At 62.8% G+C, this 22,677-nt stretch carries 10 protein-coding genes; 7 read left to right on the top strand and 3 right to left on the bottom strand.

Annotated features, from left to right (window positions below):
• Nucleotides 1-53: 53 nt before the first annotated feature.
• Nucleotides 54-3,854: a GDSL-type esterase/lipase family protein gene (locus tag JIN84_RS21505; RefSeq protein WP_200353164.1), complete on the bottom strand. Its 3,801-nt coding sequence runs from the start codon at nucleotides 3,852-3,854 to the stop codon at nucleotides 54-56.
• A 321-nt stretch (nucleotides 3,855-4,175) separates the two neighbouring features.
• On the opposite strand from JIN84_RS21505, the gene JIN84_RS21500 reads away from it, so the two are divergent.
• The 4 genes from JIN84_RS21500 to JIN84_RS21485 all read left to right on the top strand — a co-directional run bounded on the left by JIN84_RS21500 (nucleotide 4,176) and on the right by JIN84_RS21485 (nucleotide 14,830).
• A complete protein-coding gene (locus tag JIN84_RS21500; RefSeq protein WP_200353163.1) occupies nucleotides 4,176-9,230 on the top strand; it encodes a beta strand repeat-containing protein in 5,055 nt (1,684 codons plus the stop codon).
• A 186-nt stretch (nucleotides 9,231-9,416) separates the two neighbouring features.
• Nucleotides 9,417-13,067 carry a PAS domain S-box protein gene (locus tag JIN84_RS21495; protein WP_200353162.1) on the top strand — a complete coding sequence of 1,217 codons (3,651 nt, stop codon included), beginning with the start codon at nucleotides 9,417-9,419 and terminating at the stop codon, nucleotides 13,065-13,067.
• A gap of 115 nt (nucleotides 13,068-13,182) precedes the next feature.
• Entirely contained in the window at nucleotides 13,183-14,268 is a 1,086-nt protein-coding gene (locus tag JIN84_RS21490; RefSeq protein WP_234043643.1) for an aldo/keto reductase, read from the top strand.
• Between the two features lie 130 nt (nucleotides 14,269-14,398).
• Nucleotides 14,399-14,830, top strand: coding sequence for a response regulator (locus tag JIN84_RS21485; RefSeq protein ID WP_200353160.1), 432 nt, complete (start codon nucleotides 14,399-14,401; stop codon nucleotides 14,828-14,830).
• Nucleotides 14,831-14,891: 61 nt separating this feature from the next.
• Here the strand turns inward: JIN84_RS21485 and JIN84_RS21480 are convergent, their stop codons facing one another.
• The gene (locus JIN84_RS21480; protein WP_200353159.1) at nucleotides 14,892-15,131 is read right to left on the bottom strand and encodes a hypothetical protein; all 240 of its coding nucleotides are present in this window, start codon (nucleotides 15,129-15,131) and stop codon (nucleotides 14,892-14,894) included.
• A gap of 242 nt (nucleotides 15,132-15,373) precedes the next feature.
• Here JIN84_RS21480 and JIN84_RS21475 point away from each other — a divergent pair, with 242 nt between their 5' ends.
• The 3 genes from JIN84_RS21475 (at nucleotide 15,374) to JIN84_RS21465 (ending at nucleotide 20,921) form a co-directional block, all read left to right on the top strand.
• On the top strand, nucleotides 15,374-17,485 hold the full coding sequence (locus JIN84_RS21475) for a PA14 domain-containing protein (RefSeq protein ID WP_200353158.1): 2,112 nt from the start codon (nucleotides 15,374-15,376) through the stop codon (nucleotides 17,483-17,485).
• A gap of 14 nt (nucleotides 17,486-17,499) precedes the next feature.
• Nucleotides 17,500-20,061, top strand: a complete 2,562-nt coding sequence (locus JIN84_RS21470) for a DUF7133 domain-containing protein (RefSeq protein ID WP_200353157.1) — start codon at nucleotides 17,500-17,502, stop codon at nucleotides 20,059-20,061.
• A 95-nt stretch (nucleotides 20,062-20,156) separates the two neighbouring features.
• The gene (locus tag JIN84_RS21465) at nucleotides 20,157-20,921 is read left to right on the top strand and encodes a ThuA domain-containing protein (protein ID WP_200353156.1); all 765 of its coding nucleotides are present in this window, start codon (nucleotides 20,157-20,159) and stop codon (nucleotides 20,919-20,921) included.
• A 251-nt stretch (nucleotides 20,922-21,172) separates the two neighbouring features.
• On the opposite strand, the gene JIN84_RS21460 is transcribed toward JIN84_RS21465, so the two are convergent.
• Complete coding sequence (locus JIN84_RS21460) at nucleotides 21,173-22,669, bottom strand: glutamate synthase subunit beta (RefSeq protein WP_200353155.1); 1,497 nt, start codon at nucleotides 22,667-22,669, stop codon at nucleotides 21,173-21,175.
• Between the last annotated feature and the right edge of the window lie 8 nt (nucleotides 22,670-22,677).

Raw genomic sequence — 22,677 nt, 5'->3', positions numbered from 1 at the left:
ATTTTGAAATCCTGCGGGAAGCGCGGGGGGAGTTGATCCACCCCGCGACCTGTTTACGGCTGCCCGCCCAAGTCCAGGCGGAAGCGGTAGAACTTCCGGGTTCCGGATGGGGGAACCTCATACAGGAATGTTCCCACCGAGCCATTCGTGCCGACCGCCGCCCGCGTTGCCGTGGCATCCGGACTCCAGATGGTCAGGTCTGTCGAGCTTTCCAACACGCACTTCGCTTCGGTCGCCTTCCTGTCGAGCATGATGAGGAAGCGTCCGCCGTCGGTGGCGTCCTGTTGATAGGAATTGAGGCGGAATGGAGTTCCGTCGGCCACCGTGGGATTGAAGCCCCGCGCATATTCCTCGAAGTTCCTGAGCCCGTCGCCGTCGGGATCCGCATACGGGTCGGTGCGGGCATCAACCACCGGCGGCACCGTAGGTGCGAGGCGGATCAGGTTGAGAACCGGGAAATCAATCCCGGCTCCAGGACCCGCGCTGAGACCCAGCGTGACCTTGCCCGTCGCATCCGGCGTTACCGGCGGCACGGTGGTCAGCGTCGTGTTCACCGCAGCGTCCGTCACCACCACCACCGGCGCTCCCGCTCCCGTGAAGGTGAATGTCCCGGTGTAATCGTATCCGCCCACCAGCGAGCCACGTCTCGAAAAGAATGAGAAATCGTAGCTTTTCGCGGGATCCAGACCGGTGAAGGTCATTGCCGCCGTCAGCGGATTGTCATCGCGCAGGCAGAACTGGCTGTTCTGTGCGGCGGCCGCCAGATCGGGAATGGGCGAGATCGGGTCCGTGCGGAACTGGTCGAACCCGTCCGTGAGGGCCAGCGACACGCCGGAGGTGGTGTTGTAGATGTCCCGCAGCGTGTAGGGAGCGGTGCTGGACGTGCTGTTCACCGTATTCCAGCGGACCGCGCCATAGGCCGGGTTGGCGTTCGTGTTGAAATCGATCAGGTGTGTTCCGGGCGTGCTCTTCTGGAACTTGATGAAGTTGAGGCAGGGGAACCTCGAGCCGCTCGTCGCGACCGGAGCGACGGTGAGCGTGATGTTTCCCGAGGCGTCCGGTGCGATGCCCGCCACCGGGGTGAGCATCGTGTTCATGTTCGCGTTCACCACCACCGAGACGGGTGATCCACCTCCGGTGAAAGTATAGTTCCCGTTGTAATCGAAGCCGGCCACGATCGAACCGCGCCGTGCGAAGAAGGTGAAGTCATACTTCGCCGCCGGATCCAGTCCGGAAAAGGTGACCGCTCCCGTCAGCGGGTTGTCATCGCGCAAGGCGACCTGGCTGGTCTGGGCGGCGGCGGGGTAACCCGCCAAGGGCGAGCCGTTGTCATTCCGCGTCTGGTCGAAGCCGTCGCTGATCGCCACCTTGAAGGTGGACAGGTTGTTCGCCGCGTCGCGCAATACCAGCGGTGCCGCGACACCGGAACCCGTCACAGTGTTCCAGATTTGTCCGCCATAGTCCGGAGTTCCGAACGCGTTGAAATCGATTTGGTAGACCGGGTTCTCCACCACGGCGGGCGGGTAGTATCCCTTGACCCAGGATTGGTAGGAAAGCGAGTTCTGTCCACCCGGCGTGACGAAGGTCACGTTGCTGGCGTCTTCCTGGAGCCCTGAGGCGGTGATCAGCACGCGGTAGGCATAGGGAGAAGCCGCAAGCAGTCCGCTGTCCTCGAATGATGGCTTGTTGCCCGTTGTCGTACCGACCGTCTGCCAGCCTTCCGAAACATCCGTCCTACGGCGCTGGATGGTATAGCCCGCAGCACCGTTCGTATGATCCGTCCAGATCAGGCTCGCCCGGCCTGTCTGGTATGAGGTCGCGGACAGGTTGTCCGGCGATGTGGAGGACACCTGGGTGGAGAAACCCGGCGTTTGCAGTGTCAGAGCGGAATAGCTCTGAGCCCTGTTGGCGAGCGTCGCCCCCTGCGCCGGTGCCGCGTCATCCAAGGTCGAGAGCACATCCAGGCTCGCCTGCTGCAACCGGCCGTTCGCCTGTGCCAGGGCCTCGTCCTCGGTCCAGGCGGCGCGGTAGATCGCCACGTCCTGGTAGTCAGCCTGCGCCGGAGCCTCCGCCCGGCCTGGGATGGCACCCGGTCCGCCGATGACGAACGATGGAGCGGCGATGGCTCCGTTCACCGTGGCCTTCAACTGGCCGTCCACGAAGACCAGCGTCGTGTTCGTCGTCTTCCGGTGGCTCAGGGCGACGTCATGCCAGGTCCCGTCGTTGACCGTCACAGGTATCACCGTTTCCGCTCCGGTGGAGGAAACATACACCAGCGATCCGGCACGGCTCTCCAGCGTCGCTCCGGCGGCTCCGGTCGCCACGCAGGCGAGTGTGCCGACACCCGTCGACCGGGTGCGGAAGGCGAGGGTGAAGGATCGGTAGTCCTGCGCCGGAGTGTAGGCCAGCGGAGCCTTGGCACCAGTGTCCTGAAGGATGCGCAGGTAGCCGGGCGTTCCCGTCCAGTCCGGAGTGGCTGTTTTCCCGTTCACGATCGCCTCGAAAAGCGAGGGCACCACGGAGGAGGCCATTTCCAGGTGACCCTGCGAATTCGGGTGTCCCTCGTCCGCGAAGAAGCCCGCGGTCCAGTGGCCGCTGCCGTCATCGATGGATCCCAGGAAATTCACGCAGGGAGTGTCCCAAGTGTTGAGAAGCAGGTTCATTTTCCGGATCTGGGCATATTGGGCCGCATTGTAGGAGTTGTGCGGATAGCACAGCGACACCACCGGATGAAAACCCGCCAGCCTGCACCTGCGGATCAATTCCTCCACCCCGCTCTTGAAGCTGTCGAACACCGGCTGCGGGTTGCTGGAACCCACGAGCCCCTCGTTCGCCATGGAAAGGGCGATCAGCACCACGTCTCCTCCGGCGCGAGGGGTGATCACGTCGTTCTGCAATCGGTTTAGCACAGCGGTCGTGTTGTTGCCCGATACCGAGGCATTGTGGACGTTCCAGATGATCCGCGAGTCCGTTACCACCGGCGGAGGGTTTTCCAACACGGACTTCATCCGGTAGGCCCAGCCCTCGTTCTGGTTGGAGGCTCCCACCGCCGCCGCTACCGAGGAACCCAGCACGACGACCTCAGATGGATTGCCCCCATACGTCATCGGCACCACGTCCTCGAAAGTGTCACCCATCCGGAACTCGTCCACGAAACCCGTCGCGTTCGACTGGAAACGCACCCGGTCATAGACCAGCGCCGAGGTCCGTGTGACTGTGGCATCCGCCGTCGCCGGCTCCGCCCCGGTTTGAGGGTTCACATACATCCGGACCACCGCCGAATCCGCGGCGAAGTCGATACGGCAGACGACCAGCGAGAGCCGGGTGCTGTAGGCCGCCGTGTTTTGGCCGGTTCCCACCTTGGGCTCCAATCCCAGCACATACGGAGTGCCCGTGCGCTTGCCGGTGAACAGGACCTCCGTGTTGCCATCGAAAAGGGACACGCCCGCATATTCCGCGGTGGGGTCCACCTTGATGAGATAGCTCATGTAAACGGAGGTGCCCGGCGTCTCCGGCGAGTTTGCCAGAATGCCGAAGTTGCCGTTGTTTCCCGCCGTGAAGGCCAGCTTGTTGCCGCTGGCAGCGAGGTCGCCGTAGCCCGCGCCTCCCGCCTCCACCGAAAGACCCGTGCCGGCGGTCGTGTAGGCCGAAACAAAGCCCTGGGGCCCCGTGGTGCCGGCCAGCGCCGAGCCGCCCGCTTGATCGAATCCCTCGCGCGCGATGAGCGAGGCATGGGAAGCATTCGTTCCGGTCAGAAATGCGGTGGCGAGGAGGGCCAGATGACTCCATCTGGCAGGGTGGGGGGATTTTCCGGCGGGTTGGAAACCGGACGCTTGTGTCTTTGAAACGGGCATGGGTTGGAGGTACGGGTATGGGTTGTGAATATGGGTTGGGTCTTCCGCACCGTCCGGACGGCACATGTTCGGGTTAAACATGATGCGGGGCCGGGGGCGGGCGGCGGAGCGTCGGCGACCCCGCTTTTTGCGTCAACCTATTTCAGGCGGATCGGAACCGGACCCGATCCCTCCCGGAGTCCTGGCGGTCGGGGACTGTCGAACGGGAGGCCGGTGGTTGATTTCCAGGAAAGTTCGCAATTCGGGGAACACCCCGGCGGCTCGCGACATTTTCATGTGGGAGGGCGCATCCGTTTCTCCCTCCTGAATCCATTATTCCGCATGAAATCCAAGACATCGCCCTTCGCAAGTTTTCTCCAGACCACCGTTTTCGCCACCGCCCTGACCGTTTGTCTGACAGTTGACTCGCAGGCGCTCGAACTGAATTGGAACACGACGACCGGCGATTTCAACACCGCCGCCAACTGGCTTGTCGGGGCGGGGCCCGGCACCGGTGTTCCGGGCACTCTCGACAACGCCAACATCGGCAACGCAGGCACTTCCCAACATACTTCCGGCACCACCACCGTCGCCGGGGCACGCGCGGGCAACGGCGCGGCGGGCACCCTGGAAATCTCCGGTGGCACCTTCAACAGCACGGGAGCCGTCTGGGCCGGCCGCCAGAGCGGGGCCGGAGTCGGCACGCTGACTGTTTCCGGAGCCGGCACCATCTTCAATGCCAACAGCGGCAACACGCTTGTCGGCGGCGGTGCGTCCGGGTTCGGCACCCCTGCCGCTGGCTCCACCGGAGTTCTCAACATCAGCTCCGGAGCGGTTTTCAACCACAACCCCACCGGAGCCGACACCTTCCGCATCGGTGATACCCAGGCGGTCGCGGGAAATTCAGGCAGCTACAGCGGAACCCTCAACCTCAACGGTGGAACCCTGAACCTGCCCGGAGCGGCTTTCTACGTCGGGGTGAGCAATGTGGGAGGCAGGGGCACCGGCGTCGTGAACCTTTCAAGCGGCGCGATCAACGTGAACAACAACGGCGTGGGAATCGGCCGCGCGGGCGGCGTCGGGACCCTGAACATGACGGGCGGCACGCTCACCAAGGCGGGGGCGAACAATTTCGTCGTCGGCGGCCTCGCGGGTGCCACCACGCCCACCCTCGGAACGGTCTTCCAATCCGGCGGCACGGTCTCGGTGACGGGCGGGGAGTTCTTTGTGGGGAACAGCGTCACCACCTCCACCACCACGACCACCGGCGTCTACAATCTGAGCGAGACGGGAGCGGTCACGGTGAACAATTGGATCGCCGTGGGCCGCGATGGCGCGAACGGCACCCTCAACATCACGGGCGGCACCGTCACCAAGACCGGTACGGCGGCCAACGGACTGACCATCGGAACCGGCGGCCTGACCAATTCGGGCATCATCAACATCAGCGGCGGATTGCTGAACATCCAGCAGGGACCTGTTTATATCGGAGAGGGCAGTCTCGCCTCGCTGAATATCTCGCAGTCTGGAGAAGTGCGGGTGCCGACCCTCATGGTCGCCCGGAACAATACGGCCAACCTCGGTGTGGTGAATCTGAACGGAGGCACCCTGAAAACGGGCCGCCTCTTCGGCGGAGCGGGAAATTCCGAGGTCGCTTTCAACGGCACGCTGGTCCAGGCGACCTCCTCGCAGGCCCTCTTCCTTGACAATCTGGACGTCGCCGACATCAAGACGGGCGGCGCGATCATCGATTCCAACGGTTTCGACATCGGCAGCGGCATCAACCAGGTGATCTCGGGCACCGGTGTCCTGACCAAGCAGGGAGCCGGCACCCTCACCTTGCTCGGTCCGAACACCTACACCGGCCCGACCTTCGTCAATGCCGGCAAGCTTGTCACCACCACCGACTCCTACGCCGCCAACGGTCCCGTCACCGTGGCGGGTTCCGCCACCTTCGGCGTGGGCGCGGGCGTCCTGGCCGTGAGTATCACCCCCGCCAGCCTGACGCTTGAGGCCTCCTCCGGCATCGACATCAACCTCGGGGCGAACGGCAATACCGCCACCGCTGTCATCGACATCACGGGGGCCCTCACCATCAATGGCGGCGTGGGGACCATCCCCATCAACCTCGCCGGCAGCAATCTCAGCACAGGACAATTTCCCCTCATCCGCTACGCCAGCCTCGCCGGTTCCGGCGGATTCACCAGTTTCAAGGTGGGAACCCTTCCGCTGGGAGTCACCGCGACCCTGGTGAACAACACCACGGACAACACCATCGATCTCAGGGTCTCGGTGAAATCGCCTGCATGGACGGGTGCGTCAAGCGGGGCCTGGGACACGACCACAACCAACTGGGTGGATGCCGCCACCTCTCTTCCCACGATGTTCGCCAACGGCGATCCCGTGCTGTTCGGCGATTATCTACCGGACTTCTCGCCGGTCGTCACCGCGGATGTCACCATCGGCAACGGCGTCACGGTGAGACCCGGAGCGTTGGTGCAGTTCAACAACTCCTCCGCTGACTACACCCTCACCGGGGCGGGCAAGATCTCCAATCCCGCCGCCGGCACCGTCGGTCTTACCAAGCAGGGGATCGCGAAGGTCACCATCGGCACGATCAATGATTTCACCGGCACCACGCGGGTCGAAGGAGGAAGCCTGAGCGTCGGCACTCTTGCCGACGGCGGCGTCGCCAGTCCGATCGGCGCTTCCAGCGCCGCGCCCGCCAGCCTGGCCCTCGCGGGCGGCATTCTCACCTATACGGGAGGCTCCGCCACGGTCAACCGCGGCTTCTCGGTTGTGGCGGATGGGGGCGGCATCGAGGTCGCGGACGCGGCGGCCAACCTGACCTTCAGCGGCTCTCTCACCTCCACCGCCGGAGGACTCGTGAAAAAAGGTCCCGGCACGCTCATCCTCACGGGAACGGGCACGAACACCCTCGGCACGACCACTTCGGTGCGTGCCGACGGAGGCAGGCTTGTCCTGAACGGCAGCGGAACCACACCTGCCCAGGTCATCCAAACGGGCGGAGTCTGGGTGGGTTCCACCACCACGTCCGGAGGGACCCTTGACATCACGAACACCACGTTCAACGCCTCAAGCTGGCTCGCCGTCGGTCGTGGAAACGGCGATGCGGGGAACATCTCCACCGTCAACATCACCGGCTCCACCGTCAATCTGGTGAATCTGTCCACCGGCTTCGCCAACAGCCTCGCGAATCTCTCGACCCAGAACATCAACATCGCCGGTTCCACGGTGAACAACACGGGCACCTCCCTGCTGGGGGAAAGCCGCGGGGCCACCACCAACATCACGCTCACCGGCGGTTCGGTGTTCAACAGCCGGCAGATCGAGATGGGCTTGGGCGCGGGAATCCCCGCCGGAGCTTCCAATGTCACCCTCACCGTCGCTGACACCAGCGCGGTCAATGTCGGTTCGGCGTCCATCCTGTCCTACGTTTCCATCGGGCGCTTTGGGGGCACGGGAAACCTCATCGTCAAGGATACCGCGTCGTTCACCAACTTCGATGACTTTTCCCTCGGCGAGGAAGGAACGGGCACCGGGACCATCACGCTTCAGGACAACGCTGTCATCTCCGTGCGCACCCCGCTGTTGGGACGTGGTGCGGGTGCCACGGGTCTCATCAACCAGACCGGCGGCACCTTCAGCAACTTCGGGGACAACAACCTCCAGCTCGGCGTCAACGGCAACGCCACCTGGAACCTCAGCGGCGGCACCGTCAACGGCTACGGCTGGAACTCGGTGGCCCGCTACGCCTCGTCCACCGCCTCGTTCCTCAACATCAGCGGAGGCACCTACAACCAGGTCACCGGCGACCGGGGCCTGATCATCGGTGAGGAAGGCACCGCCACCCTCAACCTGAGCGCGTCCGGCATCCTGAATGTCAACGGCTCGTTCCGCGTCGGCCAGGTGGCCACGGGGGTCGGCACCTTCAACCAGTCCGGAGGTGTCCTGACCATCAAGAACAACGTGTTGCTCGGAGAGCGGGGAACCGCGACCGTCACGCTCAGCGGCGGACAGCTCAGCATGAACACCGGCACCGGGGCGTTCAACTTCGTCGTAGGAAACTATGACAACGGCAGGGCCACCCTGAACATCCGCGACACCGCCGAGGTGAAACTGACGCGCAGCGCCTCCCTCCTCCTCGGTAACAATTCGACCGCGGGCAGCAACACCGTCAACCAGACCGGTGGCACCGTCACCGCCTACAGCGATGCGGGGACCACCGTCGGGGGAACGGGCGTGCTCCGTCTCGGCAACGGCACCGCCTCCGGCACCAACACCTACAACCTGCGGGGCGGCACGCTCGCCATCGGCGGCATTACCAGCGGCACCACCGCGGGTGTGTCCACCAGCCTGCTCAACCTCGGCGGCGGCACGCTGAAGGCTGTCCGTGACAACGCCGCGTTCATCAGCAACCTCACGCTCGCCAGCATCGAGGCCGCCGGGGTGGTGATCGACACCAACTCGTTCAATGTAACCGCCACCAGCGCGCTGCAGGATGCGGGCGGAGGCGGCGGCATCACCAAGAACGGCACCGGCACGCTCACCCTCGCCGGCCAAAACACCTATCTTGGAAACACCACCATCAACGCGGGCGGCGTGACACTGGCCGACAACGCCCGGCTGCGCTTCTTCCTCGGCGCGAACGGCGTGACCAACCGTGTCACCGGAACCGGAACTGCCACGCTGGACGGCGATTTCAACATCGAGCTCGCCGCCGCCGCCATCGCCAACGGCAACAGCTGGACCTTGGTCGACAGTTCGGTGAACAAATCCCATGGAGCCTCTTTCACGGTCATTGGTTTCACCGAGTCAGGCGACGTTTGGACCAGGGTGGATGGGGTCAACACCTGGAGATATTCCGAGTCCACCGGCGTGCTGACGCTCACGGTCGGCGCGGGCAATGCCTACGATTCGTGGATTTCTTCGTATTTCCCCGGTGTCACGGATCCGGACATCATCGGCTCCGCCAAGGATCCGGATGGTGACGGCAGTTCGAATGCCCTTGAGTTCGCCCTTGGCGGTTCGCCGAACGATGGCGGCAGCGGACCCCTAGTTCATGCGATCCAGGAGGATACGGCGCTCGATGACGACAGCGACAAGGAGCAACTGCTCACCATCGCGGTGCGTTCGTCCACCCCGGCCTTCGGAACAAGCACGTCACCCGCCGCGACCACCATCGACGGGCTGACAACCTACACCATCCAGGGTTCGCCTGATCTGGTGACATTCGACAGTCCGGTCTCCCGGGTGATCCCGGCGGTCACCACCGGCCTGCTGCCCGCACCTGCGGAATATGAATACCGCACCTTCCGCCTCGACAGCTCCAACGGTCTGTCTGGAAAAGGATTCCTCCGGGTGAAGGTGAACTGATATCCGGCTTTGGATCTACAAGCCCGGGCCGGATGACCGGTCCGGGCTTTTTGCCGTCCGGGGGCGCGCCAGCCATCGCGCGAGACTGGTAGGAGATTCGGCGACGCACTGGGAAAGAGTTGACAAAGAAAAAGCTGGCGGTCCGGGCTTTTCCATTCAGCTTTGTGATCCGATAGGTTCTAAGCCATGGAAAACCCGTCCAGCCCCCCGGTGAATCCTCTGGAGATGGAAGAGTCGATGAGCCATTTCGAAGCCGCTCTCAAGGAGATCCGCGACCTGAAGGCGGCGCTTGACGAGTACGCCATTGTCGCGGTGACCGATCCCCAGGGAACTATCACCTTCGTGAACGACAAGTTCTGCGAACTTTCGCAATACTCGCGGGAGGAGCTGATCGGACAGGATCACCGCCTCATCAACTCGGGATTCCATCCGAAAGAGTTTTTCCTCGAGATGTGGAGCACGATCCAGCGGGGGGAGGTCTGGAAAGGAGAGATAAGGAACCGCGCGAAGGATGGCACCTTGTATTGGGTGGACACCACGATCGTGCCGTTTGCCGACGAACTGGGAGAGATCCGCAAATATGTCGCCATCCGCGCCGTGATCACGGAGAGGAAAAAGGCCGAGATCGCCTCAACCCGTCTGGCGGCCATCGTCGAATCGTCCGACGACGCGATCATCGGCAAGGACCTCTCGGGGACCATCACCAGTTGGAACAGGGGAGCGGAAAGAATGTTCGGCTACAGAGCGGAGGAAATGATCGGCGGGTCGATCGTTCGGTTGATCCCGGAGGACCGGCGGGACGAGGAGGAGTTCATCATCGGCAAGATCAGGAACGGGGAGCGCGTGACTCACTTTGAAACCCTGAGACAGACCAAGGACGGGCGGTTAATCGATGTCTCGGTGTCGGTGTCTCCGATCAAGGACGGCGGGGGGAGGATTGTCGGAGTTTCCAAAATCTCCCGGGACATCACACTGCTCAAGGAGCGCGAGCGGGAGATCGCCCGTCTTTCGCGCCTCTACACCGCGCTGAGCCAGGTGAACCAGGCGATTGTATGGATCCCGGACAGGGACGCGTTGTTCCGCAAGGTCTGCGAGGTGCTCGTTGAACTGGGGGAATTCCCGATGGCGTGGGTCGGGTGGCACGATGACAGCACCGGGATGCTGCTGCCCATCGCGGAACATGGCGATACGAACCAGTTTTTACAGGGCGTGAGGATTCCCACCGGGACGGCGCGGGCTCCCTCGGCGCAGGCGTTTCTGGAGGACCGTCCGTATATCTGCCAGGACATGTCCGTGGATCCGCGCATGTCCATCTGGCACGAGGAGGCGGAACGGCGGCATCTCCGGGGCGCGGCGATTTTTCCGATCCGGCTGAAGGGCAGGCCGTGCGGCATCCTGAGCGTTTACGCGGATGAACCGGATTTTTTCAGGGACAGGGAAATCGCGCTGCTCTCATCCGCGGCGGGTGACATCTCCTTCGCACTCGACAATTTCGCACGCGCCGAAGAGCGGCGGCAGAGCGAGGAGCAATACCGCACCCTCTTCGACTACTCGCCGGAAGGGCTGGTCGTCTGTGACTTCGGTGCGACCTATCGCGACGGCAACCCGAGCGTCTGCCGCATGCTCGGCTACACCCATGACGAATTCGTGGGGCTCAATGCCACGGACATTCTCGTGGACAAGGAGGTCCACCGCATCAAACCGGCGCTGGCGGCGATCAAGGTGGGATCCGCATTCCTCAACGAGTGGTGGTTCCGGCGCAAGGACGGCTCGACGTTTCCGGCCGAGGTGATGGCGACGATGATGCCGGACGGGAACCTGCTCGGCATCATCCGCGATCTCAGCGACCGCCACGAGCGGGAGTCGCTCCTCCATCTGCGGGAGCAGGCGTTGGTCGCGGTGTCCCAAGGCGTCCTGATCTGTGATGAGAACCGGCTCATCACCTACTCGAACCCGAGTTTCACCAAGATCACCGGCTACGAGGAGAGCGAGGTGCTCGGCCGGAAGTGCTCCATCCTCCAAGGGCCGGACAGTGATCCGGAGGTGATCCGGAAAATGCGTGCCGCGCTCGATGCCTGCGAGCCGTTCGAAGGGGAGATCCTGAATTACCGCAAGGACGGCACGCCATTCTGGAACGAGCTCTCGCTGGCGGTTATTCCGGCGCACGATGACGATCCTGTCCGGTTCATCGGCATCCAGCGGGACATCACCGAGAGAAAACGCATCGAGGAAACCCTGCTCCGGAGGACCGCATTTTTCGAAGCTCAGGTGGATGGCGCGCTGGACGGCATTCTCGTGGTGGATCGCCAGGGGAGGAAGATTCTCCAGAACCAGCGGATGAGCGAGCTGTGGAAGATCCCTCCGGAGATCGCCGAGAGTCCGGACGACTCGCTGCAGGTCGCGTTTGTCATCGGGCGGACGAAGGATCCGCGGCGGTTCTCGGAAAGGGTCTCCCAGCTTTATGCCAATCCGGACGAAATCGGGCGGGACGAGGTCGAACTGGAGGACGGCACCATCCTCGACCGTTTCTCATCCCCCGTGCGTGGCAGGGACGGCCACCATTACGGCAGGATCTGGACTTTCCGGGACGTGACGATGGAGCGAATCCGCGAGGACAAGCTGGCGCGCGCGCTGGCGCTCGAAAAGGAGCTCGCGGAGAAGGCGCGGGCCGGGGAATCCGCGAAAAGCGAGTTCCTCGCGGTGATGAGCCACGAGGTCCGCACGCCGCTCAACGGCATCCTCGGATTCTCGGAACTTCTCGCCCGTACCGCCGACCTCACGCCGGAATGCCAGGACTACGTGCGGATCATCACCTCCAGCGGAGAGTCGCTGTTGCGCATCCTGGACAACATCCTCGACTTCAGCCGCATCGAGGCCGGCCATCTGCCGCTGGAGACGGTCCGTTTCTCTCCCTCCGACACCCTTGCCGAGATCCACACCTTGTTCGCGCGGCAAGCCGCCCAGAAAGGGTTGGCGCTTACGGTTCTCCCCATCGGGAACATCCCGCGCCAGCTTGACGGCGATGCGAACCGCATCCGCCAGATCCTGTTGAATCTGGTGGGAAACGCCATCAAGTTCACCGGCTCCGGTTCCGTGACCCTCGGTCTGGAACGGAAGGCGGATTCGGACATCTACGAATTCACCGTGAAGGACAGCGGTCCCGGGCTGCCTGCCTCGCAGCATGAGGAAATTTTCCTCCCTTTCACCCAGGCGGATTCCAGCATTTCCCGACGCTATGGCGGCTCAGGCCTCGGCTTGGCGATTTCCCGGCGTCTCGCGACCTTGATGGGCGGCACCCTGCGGGTGAGCAGCGTGCCCGGTCATGGCGCGGAGTTCGTTCTCGCCGTCCCTCTGGTTCACGAGTCCGCGGCACTTGGGGAATCCGGAGGTGCGGCACCCGCGAAGCTGGACGAGAACTTCGCCCACCGTCATCCGCTCCGCATTCTCACGGTCGAGGATGACAAGATCAATCTCCGGCTGATCCTCACATTGCTCCAGAGGCTCGGTTACCAATCACTCAGCGCGAAAAACGGTCTCGAAGCCATGGAACTCCATGCGAAGGAGCATCCGGACTGCATCCTGATGGATCTCCAGATGCCGGAAATGGATGGCATCGAGGCAACGAAAAAGATCCGCGAAAGGGAACGGCATTTTCCGGACCATCCCCGGGCCTTCATCACGGCGCTCACCGCGAACATCGTCCCCGCCGACCGGCAGCGGTGTTTCGAATCGGGAATGAACGAGTTCATGAACAAGCCGGTGAGGATCAACGACCTCGCCAATCTGCTCGTGAAAGCCAGTGATGCGGTCTCCCACGGCGGCGTCGGGAAAAACTGATTTCAAGTGGATTGCCCGCAAGCACCGGGGGAAATTTCAAATCGTCCGAAAAGTCAGGTGAAGTGAAGGGAAAGCGGGTTTAACGTGGCGGATGACGACCACACGCCGAGACTTCATGATCACCGCCACGATGGCGGGGGCCGCCGCCGCCACTTCCCGCTCATCCGCCCAAGAGGAACCCGGGGTGGAGAAACCGGAAAAAGCCACACGGCAGGCCTCCAGGCGCTACCGGCCGGATGTCCGGTTCGGCCTCGGTGGGGTGGCCATCGGCAATGGATTCCGCGTCACGCCGGATGACGACGCCGAACAGGCGCTCGCGGCGGCTTGGGAGGCGGGTGTGCGTTACTTCGACACCTCTCCTTGGTATGGGCTTGGCCTGAGCGAGCGGCGTTTCGGACACTTCCTTGATGACCAGAAGCGGGAGGATTTCGTGCTCTCCACCAAGATCGGGCGCATTCTCGTGCCGGACCGGGATTTCAAACACGGAATGTGGAAGGGCGATCTCGGCTTCAATTACCGCTACGACTACACCGCGGAGGGCGCGCGAAGGTCGGTGGAGGACAGCCTCCAGCGGCTCGGCCTCTCCAGCATCGACATCGTCTTCATCCACGACCTCTCTTCCGACAATCAGGACATGAAGGAAAAATGGACGGAATTTTTCGACATCGCGGCCAAGGGAGCCATGCCGGAACTCAGCCGCATGCGGGATGAGGGACTGATCAAGGGCTGGGGCTTCGGCGTCAATACGGCGGAACCGATCCTCAAGGCACTGGAGGTTTCCGATCCCGATATCTTCCTCGCCGCCACCCAGTATTCCCTGATGAAGCACGAGGACGCGCTGGAGAAACTCTTTCCCGCCTGTGAGGAACACGGGGCTTCCATCGTGGTCGGAGCTCCGTTGAACGCAGGCTTCCTCGCCGGCTTGGACCGGTACGACTACAGCGGCACCATTCCGGCGGGCTTCAAGGAAAAGCGCGGGGAGATGAAACGCATCGCCGGAAAACATGACGTGGACCTGCGCACTGCGGCCTTGCAATTCACCGCCGCGCCGCCGGTCGTCGCCGCCACCATTCCCGGTGCCCGCGATGCGGCGCAGGCCCGGGAAAACGCGGAATCCATGAAGGCCGTGATCCCCGCCGCCTTCTGGGCGGAGCTGAAGGAGCAAAAACTCATCGCCGCAAACGCCCCTGTTCCCGCCTGACTCCTGCGGAATCCGGGCGGGAGAGCTGATTTTTCAAACGTTCGGGATGCGCGGCCGGAATATCGCGCTTATCATTGTCCCAAGCCGGCCGGGCGGAACCAGATGCCCGGCCCCAGCCCAACCCATTCCCATGGAAACCGAGCAATCCCACGTAAACCAAGACATCCGTTTTTCTCCTGCCCCGCCGGATCCCACCCGCATCCTGGTCGCGGATGACAGCAGGAACGCCGCGGATATTCTCGGAGTGTTCTTACGGATCGAAGGTTACGAGGTGGCGGTGGCGTATGACGGGCGGGAGGCGATCGAACTGGCCGCGACCTTTGCTCCGAAACTGGTGTTCCTCGATCTGGGAATGCCCGGGCTGGACGGTTTGGAGACTGCAAGGGAGCTCCGCAGACGCTACCCGGAGATTTTTCTCGCCGCCCTCAGCGGCATGGGAACCGAGGAGGACCGTCGCAAGACAGACGAGGCGGGATTCGATCTCCATCTGGTGAAACCGGCGAAACCCGACGACCTCAAGAGAGCCCTCCGTTTGCTTGAGACGGAGTCCGCGCGGGAGTGAACGTCAGGGGGCTTCGGATGTTCCTTTTGCCGACCGAACGGTGGCGCGATTCCTTGGAGCGCTACTTCTGATCCGGTTTCAACGTCCATCCGTGTTGCGCGCGGTCTGTCACCAACCAGAAAAACAGGACGCCCACAGGACCGAGCATTCCTGCGATGAGGGCAACCTGACCGGCGAATTCGAGATCGTGCTCCCATTCGAAGGCGTCGGTGACTCCGTCCCGGTGAAGCATGGCGAATATCCAGCCCCGGATGATGAAGACGGAAAGCATGTAAATGAGAATTACGGTGATGATGAACATGGGTGTCGGGGGGATGGGAAATGGCGGCGGGGTAACCGACATTCCGGGGGGATGCGGGGTATGTCCCCCGCTGGTGTTTGATATTTTACAAAACAGGTGGCGGCGTGTCTATGGTGTTTTTGGTGGCTGCCGGGGATTTTCCGCACGTTTGAATCCTCCTCCGGGAGCGCCTCCGCGCCCATCTGTCCCCGCTTTGGGGACTATCCAACAGGGACTTCCCGGTTGATTGTCTCGACCCGAGGATGATCGATCGCAGCATACCACTATTTCGCAAAATCCTGCTGTTGGCGTGGCTGGGCGGCTCTCTGGCTTCCGCCGCGCCGGTGACCCTCCAGGCCACTTCCGATGACGGCCGGGTGCTGGAGCAGGTGTCCGTGCGGGTGAGCGACCGGACGGCGAAGGCGTGGGTATGTGACGAGGCCTCCGGCGGTTTGAAATTCCTCCCCGCCGGGCAGGTGGCGGTTCCTGCGGACGGCGTGTTGTATGTGAAGGTCGCCTATCTGGACACGGGCTATGGGACGCTGGATGTGCGGCTCGTTCCCGGGGGAGGCGAGCCGATCAAGCCGGACCGCTTCCTCGGCTTTCATCGGACGGACTCGGGCAGGGCGGTTTCGGCATTGATGCGCTTCCGGGGTGTGCCGGTTTCGGGAAATGGCGGCATCTCGCTGAAGGTGGGGATCGAAAACTCGCGGGGCGCGAAGCTGGCGGTGGGAAATGCCGGCGTGCAGGACGTCCCGTTCGAGGACGCGAATTTCAAATATGTCATTTCGGAACCATGGGATGGTCCTTACCGGGGACCGAGGGTGCGGCCGGCGGAGAACACCACGCTCAAGGGCAAGGTGATGACCGGTTACCAAGGATGGTTCCGCACGCCGAACGACCCGTATGGCAGGGGCTGGGTCCACTGGGGGAACATCCCGGAAGGATTGTTCACCGTGGACATGTGGCCGGACGTCTCCCAATACGCCCCGTCCTTGCTGGAGAAGGCGGCGGACGTGAAGCTGAAAAGCGGAAAACAGGCGTATCTGTTTTCCTCGGCCTGGCCGGGCGTGGTGGACACCCATTTCCGCTGGATGCGCGAGAACGACATCGACGGAGCATTCCTCCAGCGCTTCGTCTCGGACGACTTCAACTCCATCCGCGGCGGACCGGAGTGGGTGCTGGCGAACGTGCGCGCCGCCGCCGCCCGCGAGGGACGCATCTGGGCGGTGGAATACGACATCAGCGGCTATCCGGATGCGAAGCTGCTGGAGACGCTCAAGAAGGATTGGAAGTGGTTCGTGGATAAATTCAAGGTGATGGAGGATCCGAACTATGCGCGCGAGGGCGGCAAACCCGTGGTCTTCATCTGGGGCATGCCATTTCCGGACAGACGGATCTCCCTCGGAACGGCGAACGCGGTGGCGGACTTTTTCAAGAATGACCCCCAGTATGGAGGCAACCACCTGATCGGAGGAATTCCGGGAAACTGGCGCGACATGGAACCATCATGGCAGGAGCATTTCAGGAAATACGACGACGTGCTCTGCTGGATGTCGCAGCGCTATCAGGAGGATCAGGCGGATTTCGGCAGGCTCGGGCTGGGCTACCATGCGCATGTCATGCCCGGATTCTCCTGGGCGAACCTCAAGCATCTGCCGGGAGGGGACACGACGCTGGCCCATACGCCGCGCCAGGGTGGGAAGCACTATTGGAACCAGTTTTCGCAGGCGGCCAAGGCGGGCGCGGACCGGATCTTCGTCGGCATGTTCGATGAATATGACGAGGCGACCGCCGTCATGCCGATGAGTGACGACGCGCCGCCCACACCCTCGCGACAAGGAGTCGGAGTCACGTACTACAACGGGGCGAACGCGCAGGAGCAGGGGAAATTCGTACGTCTGGACAAGGCGGAGCTGCCGTTGGGAGGTGCCGCCCCGCACCGGGACATCGCGGCGGATCATTTCTTCGCCCGCATGGGAGGGAGGATCGTGGTGCCCGTCTCGGGTGAATACACGTTCTCGGTGGAGGGTGCTCCGGGCGATGATGTGGAGCTGCTTTTCAATGGTAAAAAGGTCCTTGATGCGAAGGATCTGAACGGACCGGCCTCCACGGTGGAGCCGGTGTTTTTCGAATCCGGCGCGAGCGTGGACTACCGGCTCGACTACCGGCACCGCACCGGGAAAGGCACGCTCCGCCTGCTATGGGAGCGGCGCGGGCTGCCGCGCCAGCCGGTGCCGCCGGAGGTCCTGCTGGACGCCTGGGGACGGTTCATCACCAACGAGGGCAAGCCCGCCGACCATTGGATGAAGCTGACCAAGATGGGCAAGGAGATGGTCACCGGGAAACGCAGGACCGACGCTCCCATGCCCTGACCACCACCCATTTCATGAAAACCCGCACCCTGCTCATCTGCACCGCCGCCATCGCCCATGGCGAACCCGCGAAGCTGCCGTCCATGCCTCCCGTGAAGGCCCTGTCCCCCCAGGAGGCGGTGGGGAGTTTCCAGCTTCCCGAGGGCTACCGCATGGAACTCGTCCTCAGCGAACCCGAGATCAAGGAACCCGTCGTCACCGTCTTCGATGGCAACGGACGCATGTTCGTCGCGGAGATGCGCACCTACATGCAGGACATCGACGGCAACGGCCAGCGCGAGCCCGCCAGCCGCATCTCCCTCCATACCGACACGGATGGTGATGGAACCTACGACAAGCATAGTATCTTCGCGGACAAGCTCATGCTGCCGCGCATGATCCTGCCGCTCGGGAAGGGCCAGATCGTCGTGAATGAAACCGACAGCCTCGATCTCTATCTCCACACCGACACCAACAACGACGGGGTGGCCGACAAGAAGGAACTCTGGTGGCGGGGAGGACCGCGCGGCGGAAATCTCGAGCACCAGCCCAGCGGACTGGTCTGGGCCATCGACAACGCCATCTACACCACCTACAACAACTTCCGCCTGCGCTGGACGCCGGAGGGGATCCGCAAGGAGGAGACCAAGGCGAACGACGGCCAGTGGGGCCTGGGCCATGACAACACCGGCAACCTCTACTACGTGAACGCCGGTGGGGAAAAAGGGCCGCTCAGTTTCCAGGCACCTGTGGTTTACGGGATGTTCAATCCGCAGGACCAGTTCGAGAAAGGCTTCACCACTCTGTTTCCCGCGGCCGGTGTCCGGGATTTCCAAGGCGGTCCGGGGAAGGCCCGCGAACCGGAGGGCACGCTCAACGGGTTCAGCTCCGGCGCGGGTATCGACGTCTATCGCGGTGACCAGCTCCCGGCGGAAATGCTAGGGGACGTTTTCTTCGGTGAGCCGGTGGGCCGTCTCGTCCGCCGCGCGAAGGTGGCCAACGAGGGCGGATTGAAGGTTCTGAGCAATCCCTATCAGAACGCGGGATCCGAGTTCCTGCGCTCCACCGATCTTTGTTTCCGCCCGGTCAACATGACCAATGCTCCGGACGGCACGCTCTACATCACGGACATGTACCGCGGCATCATCCAGGAGGCCGCGTGGGTGAATCCCGGCAGCTATCTGCGCACCATCGTGGAACAATACAACTTCGACAAGATCACCGGCCGCGGCCGTGTCTGGCGGCTGGCGCACACCACTACGAAGAAGGTCAAACAGCCGCGCATGTATGAGGAGACCACGGCCCAGCTCGCCGTTCACCTGGCCAGCCCCAACGGATGGTGGCGGGACACCGCGCAGCGCCTCATCGTCCTGCGGCAGGACAAGTCCGTGGTACCGCTGTTGGAAAGGGTGGCCCGCATCCACACCGCACCGCTCACGAGACTCCATGCGTTGTGGACCCTGCAGGGATTGAATTCCGTCACACCCGCGCTTGTCCGGGAAAAAATGGCGGATGCGGATCCACAGGTCCGCGCGGGGGCGATCCGCGTGAGCGAGACCCTCTTCCGCCAGGGCGATGCCTCGTTCCGCAAGGACATCGAGAAACTCGCCGCCGATGCGGATCCGAACGTCGTGCTGCAGGCCTGCATGACCGCGAAGTACCTCGCATGGCCTGATCACCAGAAATTTGTCACCGACACCGTGCTGAAATCCACGGCGAAGGGAGTGAAGGAAATCGGAGCCTATCTCACGCTCTCGCCCGGCGAGTCGCTCGCGGAATATTCCGACAAGGAACGCGTCGTCCTGAAAAAGGGCGAGGAAATCTACTCCACCCTCTGCGCCTCGTGCCACGGACAAAACGGCCTCGGCACCGAGGTCGCCGGATTGAAAGGCCATACGCTCGCGCCGCCGCTGGGCGGATCCAGGACCATCACCAGCAATCCCAAGGGCGGCATCTACGTCCTGCTCAAGGGCATGCAAGGCGAGATCGAGGGGAAGAAATACGAGGGCCTCATGATCCCGATGGCGAGCAATGACGACGAATGGATCGCCTCCGTGCTCAGCTACGTCCGCAACAACTTCGGCAACCGCGGCAGCTTCATCAATCCCGCCGAGGTCGCCCAGGCCCGCAAGGACACCGCGGGCCGTAACGAGCCATGGACTTATCAGGAGCTCCAGGCCCGGCTCCCGCAGGTCATTCCGAATTCGCACCTGAAACTCACCGCCAGCGAGAACAACGACGAGACGAACCGTGCCATCGACGGCAGCGCCGAGTCCCGCTACTCCACCAACAAGTTCATGAGGCCCGGCATGTGGTTCCAGATCGAGCTGGACAAGGAAGCTCCCGTCAGCGGACTGACACTGGACACCCGCACCTCCGCGAACGACTACCCGCGCGGTTATGAAGTGAGCGTTTCGAAAGACGGCAGGGAATGGAGCCAGCCCGTCGCGAAAGCGCCGGAGGAGAAGAACCCCATCACTGAAATCACCTTCCAACCCACGCTCGCGAAATACATCAAGATCACCCAGCTCGGATCGGCGGACGGGAACTTCTGGTCCATCCACGAGCTGCAGGTGTTCGAAGATAAAAAGCAGTGACAGGGCGGATGGATCGGATGTCGGGACGAAGGAACTCCTGCCGTCCGGTCCTCTTCACTTGAAATCCGGATACTCAGAACCAGCAAGCCTTCCCCATGTTCAGAACCTTTCTCACACTCGCGATCGCCACCGCGCTTCCCGCATCCGCGGGGAAGATCGGCGTGCTCCTCATCACCGGACAGAACAACCATGACTGGGTGTCCAGCACTCCCGTCATCGAACGTCTGCTTGAGGAGACGGGGCGCTTCGACGTCACCGTGAGCACCACGCCTTCTCCCGAGTCGCCGAAGGACGCGTGGAACGACTGGAATCCCGCGTTCAAGAACTATGACGTGGTCCTGAGCGACTACAACGGCGAGATATGGCCGGATACCGTGAAAACCAACTTCACCGCCTACGTGAATGACGGCGGCCGCGTGACCCTCGTCCACGCCGCCAACAACGCGTTCGGCGGGTGGAAGGAATTTGAGACGATGACCGGTCTGCTCTGGCGGGATTCGAATTCCGGCGACCGGGTCTATCTCGACGAAAACGAAAAACCCGTCCGCCAGCCGAAAGGGGAGGGACCCGGCGCGGGGCATGGTGCCGGTCATGCCTATCAGATCACCACGCGCGACTCGCAGAATCCCATCTTCAAGGATCTGCCGAAGGTCTGGATGCACGTCGCCGACGAACTCTACCACGGCCAGCGCGGCCCGGCGGAAAACATGCGCATCCTCGCCACCGCCTTCTCGTCCAAGGAGAGTGGCGGCACGGGCGTGCACGAACCGATGATCTGGTGGATCCCCTATGGCAAGGGACGGGTCATCACACTCGTCCCCGGACACATGGGGAAAGATCAAAGCAAACCCACTCCTTAAGACTGCGCCGGATTCCGTCTTGTCCTGCAACGCTCGGTCGAGTGGATCGCCACTGACAAGGTGACGATTCCCAAACCGAAAAACTTTCCCACCCCCGACGCCATCAGCGTCATCCCCGAAGCTGGTAAATAGGCGGATCCGTCATGCCCCCGGATCGCCATCGATTTCGGGCGAGCAGGGAGGGACTACGGATCGTGATCGGGGCCGTGTGAAAAAAACCGAAATTCGGGATCCATCCCGAGCTTCGGTTGTCATGGCAAATTCGTCTCGCCCATGAGGAACCGGTCGCACTCCCTTGCCGCGCCGCGACCTTCGTTGATGGCCCAGACGACGAGGGACTGGCCACGGCGGACGTCGCCAGCGGCGAAGACTCCGGGGACGTTGGTGGTGAAGGTTCCGTGGTCCGCCTTGATGTTCGAGCGGACGTCGGTATCGAGGGCGAACTGCTGGATGACTTCGTTTTCCGGGCCGGTGAAGCCCATGGCGAGCAGGGCGATCTGGCAGGGGATGACGCGCAGGGTGCCTTCGACATCCTGGGGAATGAAACGGCCCTGGTCATCCTTCGCCCATTCGATGTTGACGATTTCGAGTCCGGCCAGGTTTCCGGCGGAGTCCTTGAGGAAACGTTTCGTCTGGACGAGGTAGTGGCGCGGATCGCGGCCTTGGACGGCAGCGGCTTCTTCCTGGCCGTAGTCCAGTTTGTAAACTTTCGGCCACTCGGGCCACGGGTTGTTCGCGGCGCGTTTTTCCGGTGGCTGCGGCATGATTTCCAATTGGATCACGCTATTACATCCATGGCGCAGGCTGGTACCCACGCAGTCGGTGCCGGTGTCTCCGCCGCCGATGACGACGACGTCCTTGCCCGTGGCGTTCAGCGCGGGGTTGGTTCCATCGAACTGGTGATCGAGCTGGTGGCGGGTGTTCGCGGTGAGGAACTCCATGGCCATGTGGACCCCGGAGGCGTCGCGGTTTTCGATGGAAAGGTCCCGTCCGGCGGTGGCTCCGCAACAGAGGACCACGGCGTCGAAATCATTCCGCAGGCGTGTGGCGGTCCATTCGCCGTCCCTGCCGACGAAGACACCGGTCTTGAAGGTGATGCCTTCCTGCGCCATGAGGTTTACGCGGCGCTGGACGACGCGTTCCTTGTCCAGCTTCATGTTCGGAATGCCATACATGAGCAGTCCGCCGATGCGGTCCTCGCGTTCGAAAACGGTGACCTCGTGGCCGGCTTGGTTGAGCTGGTCCGCGCAGGCGAGCCCGGCGGGGCCGGAGCCGATGACCGCGACTTTTTTCCCGGTACGCCTGGCCGGGATTTTCGGCACGACCCAGCCTTCCTCCCAACCGCGGTCGATGATGGCGCACTCGTTGTTCTTGATGGTGACGGGCGGCTCGATGACGCCCAGCACGCAGGAACCCTCGCACGGAGCGGGGCAGACGCGGCCGGTGAATTCCGGGAAATTGTTTGTCTTGTGAAGGCGCTGAAGGGCCTCCTTCCACCGGCCGCGGAATACGAGATCGTTCCACTCGGGGATGAGGTTGTGGACCGGACAGCCGCTGGCCATGCCGGAGACGATGTGGCCGGTGTGGCAGAACGGCGTGCCGCAGTCCATGCAGCGCGAGCCTTGGGCGCGTTGCGTCTTCTCGTCGGAATGGATCTTGAACTCGAACCAGTTCCTGATGCGTTCAAGCGGCGGGGTTTCGGAATCGGTGACCCGATCCACTTCCATGAATCCTGTTGGTTTGCCCATTTTTTTGA

The organism is Luteolibacter yonseiensis, from assembly GCF_016595465.1.
Lineage (GTDB): Bacteria > Verrucomicrobiota > Verrucomicrobiia > Verrucomicrobiales > Akkermansiaceae > Luteolibacter > Luteolibacter yonseiensis.
This window is presented reverse-complemented; position numbering and strand designations above follow the sequence as displayed.